The 5,639-nt window shown below is 37.3% G+C and carries 6 protein-coding genes and 1 pseudogene; all 7 read right to left on the bottom strand.

Annotated elements, in window-relative coordinates:
* Positions 1–274 precede the first annotated feature (274 nt).
* Positions 275–718: a DUF6386 family protein gene (locus QLG09_RS22090; RefSeq protein WP_049021894.1), complete on the bottom strand. Its 444-nt coding sequence runs from the start codon at positions 716–718 to the stop codon at positions 275–277.
* A 261-nt stretch (positions 719–979) separates the two neighbouring features.
* The gene (locus QLG09_RS22085; protein WP_071820438.1) at positions 980–1,345 is read right to left on the bottom strand and encodes a hypothetical protein; all 366 of its coding nucleotides are present in this window, start codon (positions 1,343–1,345) and stop codon (positions 980–982) included.
* A gap of 837 nt (positions 1,346–2,182) precedes the next feature.
* Positions 2,183–2,665 (bottom strand): SMI1/KNR4 family protein, encoded by a 483-nt coding sequence (locus QLG09_RS22080; protein ID WP_074164842.1) that lies wholly within the window; start codon positions 2,663–2,665, stop codon positions 2,183–2,185.
* An 88-nt stretch (positions 2,666–2,753) separates the two neighbouring features.
* Positions 2,754–3,179 (bottom strand): hypothetical protein, encoded by a 426-nt coding sequence (locus QLG09_RS22075; protein WP_032669715.1) that lies wholly within the window; start codon positions 3,177–3,179, stop codon positions 2,754–2,756.
* A 124-nt stretch (positions 3,180–3,303) separates the two neighbouring features.
* Positions 3,304–3,870 carry a hypothetical protein gene (locus QLG09_RS22070; protein WP_282489414.1) on the bottom strand — a complete coding sequence of 189 codons (567 nt, stop codon included), beginning with the start codon at positions 3,868–3,870 and terminating at the stop codon, positions 3,304–3,306.
* Positions 3,871–4,013: 143 nt separating this feature from the next.
* Positions 4,014–4,673: an Imm43 family immunity protein gene (locus QLG09_RS22065; protein ID WP_049021900.1), complete on the bottom strand. Its 660-nt coding sequence runs from the start codon at positions 4,671–4,673 to the stop codon at positions 4,014–4,016.
* Positions 4,674–5,077: 404 nt separating this feature from the next.
* Positions 5,078–5,639: pseudogene (locus QLG09_RS22060) on the bottom strand (RHS repeat-associated core domain-containing protein); the annotation flags it as partial.

Below are 5,639 nucleotides of genomic sequence, written 5' to 3'. Positions count from 1 at the left end.
CAGTGAATACATCCCGGCGATGCAGTCGACCAAGACGGTCGTACTCGCTGCGGGTTGTAAGCAGTACCCGGGGGCGGCGATTCTCAAGGTGGAGTCGTTCGTCGCGGGTATACTGACAATTTATTGAGGGAAAGGGTAAGCGAGGCGCAAAAAACAAGCAAGATACATGCAAAAGGAAAAAAATGATATTGTCAAAAATGGCTACGTGATGAACTAATTGTTTAACATTTGTTTTTTTGAATCAAAAAATCCACACCAAGGCGTGGATTTTCATTCAGAGATAAACTCCCTCTTCTAATGAGTTTTCAATAAACGTTGCTTTTGTAAAGGAAATTAGAACATCTGAACCTTGCTTTTTAAATTTAACTTTGTAACTACCAGGTTCTAAAATAATAAACTCACCAGAAATAGCATCTGAGTCATCAGGCTCAAGATCTCCGCCCGTGACATCCTCTCCCGCTCCAATGAAAACCTTTCCAGAAGGTACGTTTAAAAATAGTGCCCCAACATATTCGTCAACATTATTTTTTATATGAATTTTATAGGCACCGTCCTCTCCAAGATTGAGAAATAATACATTCCCTTTATTTATTTCTTCAATTTCATCTTCTGGAAGACTCCACCAATCTGCATCATTATCAATTCTATGTTTTAATGACATCAAATCATAAATAACTAATGTGGCAGTATCCGTCTGGACATAAATGGATTTATTCATTTTACCCCCCCCCTATTGAAATATTATTTCCCTGATGACATCCCCAGCGGAAATCCCGCCTTTCTACCTGTATTTTCCATGAACTACCGACACTTTTATTAATTGTTTCATTCAGCATTTATACTCTTTGTACAGGCAAATCTTCAACAATTAAATGAACAGATGATCAGCATTTTACTTACTTAGATCAGGAGCTGAGCCGAACATCTTTTCAAAGCACACAGAAACAGCTTGCCTTATCATTTATAAGGGCATTTGATCTTAATACGCTGAGCCAGTTCGAGTTAACGCATTACGCTTCATATCAAAGGAATAAAACCAATCATACCAGCCATTCTCTTGTACTGCATAACTACAGACGACAACCACTTCCTTTGATAGATTGAATGTTAAGTAATAGAAAATAGCGCCTTCAGGAGGTGCAGACGACAACAGTGTTTCGCCCCGAGCATTGAAAATTGTCAAAACGGTTGGTAATGGCTTTGGTTCGCTTAACGCAAAGACTAATTGGCGTGTTGAATCTATCATTGCACAGTCTAAAAATGGCATAGTAATCAGTACGTTACTTTCACCATGCGTCCATTCAAGCAGATCATTTTCTTTAATACAATTGAGATTTTCAATCATAGGTAAATCTAAAATTACAATATTTGATCTGTTTCAAGTCACCTTCAAAAAACCCCACAAGATATACACGGTACCGGGCTGGCTGAACTTCTTTATACGTAAAGACAGTTGAAAAGTCTTTCAAACAGTTTTGACATGTGTTTTTCGAAACATACAATTGGCTTTCATCATAGCTATATTTATTATCTTCACTAAGATACTTCACACCTCTCATTTTCTTAACAAGAAAGCATTTTACCTCTTCGGTGAGCGAGTCAAAACCATATGAATTTACTATGGAATATATTATTACACCTTCGCATTCAGGGCATGCTAGTTCCTTTCCATACTCTATGAAATCATTGTCATTGCCATCCAGGACTAATAACTTCTTTTTCAGTCGATTTGTTATTTTCACTTTATCTAAACCTTTAACTCCATTAATAGACAGGTTAGGTGATAAGCAAATGGGGGGATTTTATTAATTGATAATTTCATTTAGTCAAACATTCCATTCGATATAAATTCCACAGTCGAAGTTTTTTTTCATTAGACTGTACAACAATTCTTCCCCATTCATGATCCCATTGAATTGAGGATTGTTAATTTCAAGCTTAGGGTTTGAGGTTATTTCATTCTCAACCTATTTTTCGTTTGAACAGTAATTGGTCCTAAAGGGTAGTTACTATTTCTGAGAAATAACAAATTCATGACCAAAGATGGTAATTGTTAATTAAAGGGAAAAATACGTTGCATTTTTAGTTTTTAACTAGAAATTTATGGCTTGCTACAGAGTTTCATAAAAAATAGACTTCACAGCAGCAGAATTAAATAAGTCGCAAACTTATTAATTATTCTTTAAGGAAGACTCTCTTCTGTTACCAATCCATCAACAAAGTTGGAAAATGAATTTGTCAGATATCTTTGAATTTTTATATGATTCTCTTGCATAGTCAAATCTTCATCAAAAGAATCTGTAGAAAAATATACAATTGAATAATTATCTAAATTCAGACAAAAGAAATTCCCTCCCCAATCATTTGCGAAAGGAAGTAGGTTCCTAGGAATCACTTCCCTATCCAACATGCTAATATAGCAACCGTCAATTAAAGACCTAGGATCATCATTTGTCTGAGTATTATAAACAAACGGTTTAAATCCTGCTACCTCTACTGGCTCAAAACCTTCATCACCGTCCCACCAACTTTTCTCAGGAATGCCACCATTAAATTGCAGATAATGTGATACGAAATCATCCGGAAGGGTAATAGATAATTTACTTTCCGTTTTATAAATATCTGCACGACCAATCTTTTTTTCACATTTTTTGAAGTTATTCATCAGATTATGACGTAGTAATTACACTCCGTAAGCAATTATATGGAACATATTTATTCAAGCCACCTTTAAAAGGTAAATAACGATGTATTCATGTTCTTTTGCGCAAAAAAAATTCAAGGTATTTTCTAGGTCTATCCTGAAATGCACGCTCTTTGCCGTAGTTATAAGCATCGTTAAAATATTTATACGCTTCCTCAAATTGATTCAACTCATAACAGACCATGCCGAGATCGATTAAGGGTGCAGTGTCTATATCCGATCCACATGTCCGTAATGTCGTCTCTCCCCATTTCTTTGCCTCAGCATAATCCGCCAGATCAAAATATGCGCTGTATATGCATGCACAGATCCAGTTGGCAATTTCCCATTCGAGCTTCGGCTCAGGAAGAGCTTGCCAGGCTTTGTGGTATTGCTCTAACGCCTCAGTATATTTTTTATCATCATGAAACTCATTTCCTTTTTCTATAAAAGATGTAACTCTTTTTTCATCAAATTTATCGTAACCGATTTTCATGTGTTTATTGATGGTGAATCGCAAAGAAACCTCGTAACCAATATAAAAGCTGACATGAGCCATAAATACTTTTGAATAAAGAAGTTCTCTAAAAAATGTTATTTTTAATATTAAAAAATAAAAGTTAACCAAAAAAGAATTGCTTAAACCCTTTTGCCTCAACATCCTTTAGTTTGCCTTTAAGCATAAAATCGATATCTTCCAGAAAATCCTCTCTGAAATTAAAATCATCATCTGTACCATCACCATCATATTTACTTTGCTCTATCTCAATGGCAGAACAAAAAACATCCAAAAAGTCAGCTAAGGAACCGGAAATGATAAAGTTTCGTTTTTGAATACTACCATAAACAGGAGATGTTATATTTCGGGTGTCACAAAAATGAACGTCTCCATTTCTTTCAGCAAAGATTATATACTCATCGTGCCAGGCCGTATCATTTTGAACTCGCCAACCTGATAATATTTCATTGAGATCTTGAAACTCAACAATTTGTATAAAGAAAGTACCATAAAATGTTGGATGGTCATTTAAAATCAAATGGCTATAAAAAAATCGAATTTCGCCATTTAAATTCACAGGGAGAGAACTTTCATTTTCTTCTGCTGTAAAGTCTATCTCTCCCATATTTAAATCATTCGTTTTGAATTTGATAACAAAGTCTTGAATAGTATTTTTTATATACATCATTCCTCTTTAAGAGTTAACATTATTGATTACTCGTAAAACTACTATGATTTATAGTTGAAAAATGGACTCATCATCCAAAGAAGTTTTTCGCGCCATTAAAAAAGAAAAATAAAGAATCAGTGATGGCACGACACCATTCAATATTAAGGTAGTTTATTGCCCTTTCTCTTACGATTTGAGTCTATTTCGTAGAAATAATCTTCACAGAAAACGTCTAAAGCATTTTCCAGTTGAACAAGCTTCAAACCCCGGAAGCCTTTACTTTCAATAACTTCCTTAACCTCTTTTTTAATAATGATAAACCCTCCTAATAATGTGGCGCTAAACGAAAAAATATCATATTCAATCGCATCATTCTTTAATTCAATTTTAATAGGTATGATATCTCCGAATTTATCATCTTCAAGAATAGATTTTTCTTCATCTATAACATCCACGCCGGGAAAATATACATATTTAAAATCATCTCGAAGAACTTGTCCATTCCCAATCGAAACTGGTGTTATATCTCGGTCAAAAATAACATTGTGCTTATAATTTTCTAAAATTGAAAATAAAGACTTGTCCATCAAGTGCCCAAAGTCTTTTTTATAATAGTCAAATTTCAAAGCCCCAACATTTTTATTGCACAACAAATAAATACGTTCTGGACATGCATCGTCTGTTATTCGATAAGGGAAGGAAAATGCAGAGCCTTCTATTTCGCAGTTTTCATCGATCTGTAATCTTTCATCAACCGTGCCCTGTAAATTTCTTGGCATGAGTGATGATTCAAAGTCATTCATGATCACATAATAGGACATTAATTCATTCCCCTGCATTTTGTTGTGGGAATATGACCCATCCAAATTTAATTCTTCATATCAATCTGGGTCCGCCTTATAGCTATCCTCGTCCCTTTATCATCTAATATCCCAGAATTATATCGTTGCTCAACACGAGCAATTCGCTGGCGGACAATACCACTATAGTTATGATGATTACTGCTATGGAAAACATCCATTCCTTTCCTGCATCTTGTTTCATTGCTGTTGCGCTGCCTGGCAAATAAATACCATTAAATGCAGAGTCCATGTCTTTACCGATGCCAATATTATTGAAGAATGATCGGTTCTCTTTCCACACCTCAGCGGGTATAACATGGTAAGCAGAGAGTCGATCTCCAACTTTGCCAGACTTATCTTTAACTAATATACCGCTATTAAATAACCCCCCACGGATCCACCCATCCCAGCGCATTCGGCGCATACTGGTAAAGGTTTATCCCCCGCCAGCCCTATCGGGTCCTGATGCGTAAACCGCCCACAGTCCGGGTCATAATACCGAAACAGATTGTTGTCAGTCCTATCTCACGGTCCAGGTATTGCCCCTGCATACGTAGGTTCTGAGAATATCCTGATAGCTGCGTCCCGCTTCCCTGCAGCATTTTTTCCAGGCACTATTCGCCCCTTCCCAGCGCATCTGCTCCTGGCCAGGCAGCGTGTCGTCCTGAACAAGCAAACGCCCGGCGCTGTCATACTGCCAGCGGTACCAGCTGAACGGGTTGTCGTCACGCTCTTCCCGCACCAGGTTATTGCGGTAGTCGTAATCCCAGCGGCGGGACTCGCATCGCGGTGCCGGACGTTGGCATTGTCGGTAAAGACGTTCCGGCAATGCAGTCGATCAAGGCGGTCATATTCGCTGCGGGTGGTCAGCAGCCCCTGGGGGCGGCTGGTCTCACGGTGAAGTTCGTCGCGGCTAAAATCTGAGACCGACAGCTTATTGAGAGC

This window comes from Enterobacter sp. V89_11 (assembly GCF_029967775.1).
Taxonomy (GTDB): Bacteria; Pseudomonadota; Gammaproteobacteria; order Enterobacterales; family Enterobacteriaceae; genus Enterobacter; species Enterobacter ludwigii.
Note: the sequence above shows the minus strand (reverse complement) of the source record. Positions and strands in the feature narration are given on the sequence as shown.

What these genes read in the sequence shown, in the direction of transcription:
- QLG09_RS22090 (WP_049021894.1), bottom strand. Translation starts at nt 718, where the DNA reads ATGAATAAATCCATTTATGTCCAGACGGATACTGCCACATTAGTTATT.
- QLG09_RS22085 (WP_071820438.1), bottom strand. Translation starts at nt 1,345, where the DNA reads ATGATTGAAAATCTCAATTGTATTAAAGAAAATGATCTGCTTGAATGG.
- QLG09_RS22080 (WP_074164842.1), bottom strand. Translation starts at nt 2,665, where the DNA reads ATGAATAACTTCAAAAAATGTGAAAAAAAGATTGGTCGTGCAGATATT.
- QLG09_RS22075 (WP_032669715.1), bottom strand. Translation starts at nt 3,179, where the DNA reads ATGAAAATCGGTTACGATAAATTTGATGAAAAAAGAGTTACATCTTTT.
- QLG09_RS22070 (WP_282489414.1), bottom strand. Translation starts at nt 3,870, where the DNA reads ATGATGTATATAAAAAATACTATTCAAGACTTTGTTATCAAATTCAAA.
- QLG09_RS22065 (WP_049021900.1), bottom strand. Translation starts at nt 4,673, where the DNA reads ATGTCCTATTATGTGATCATGAATGACTTTGAATCATCACTCATGCCA.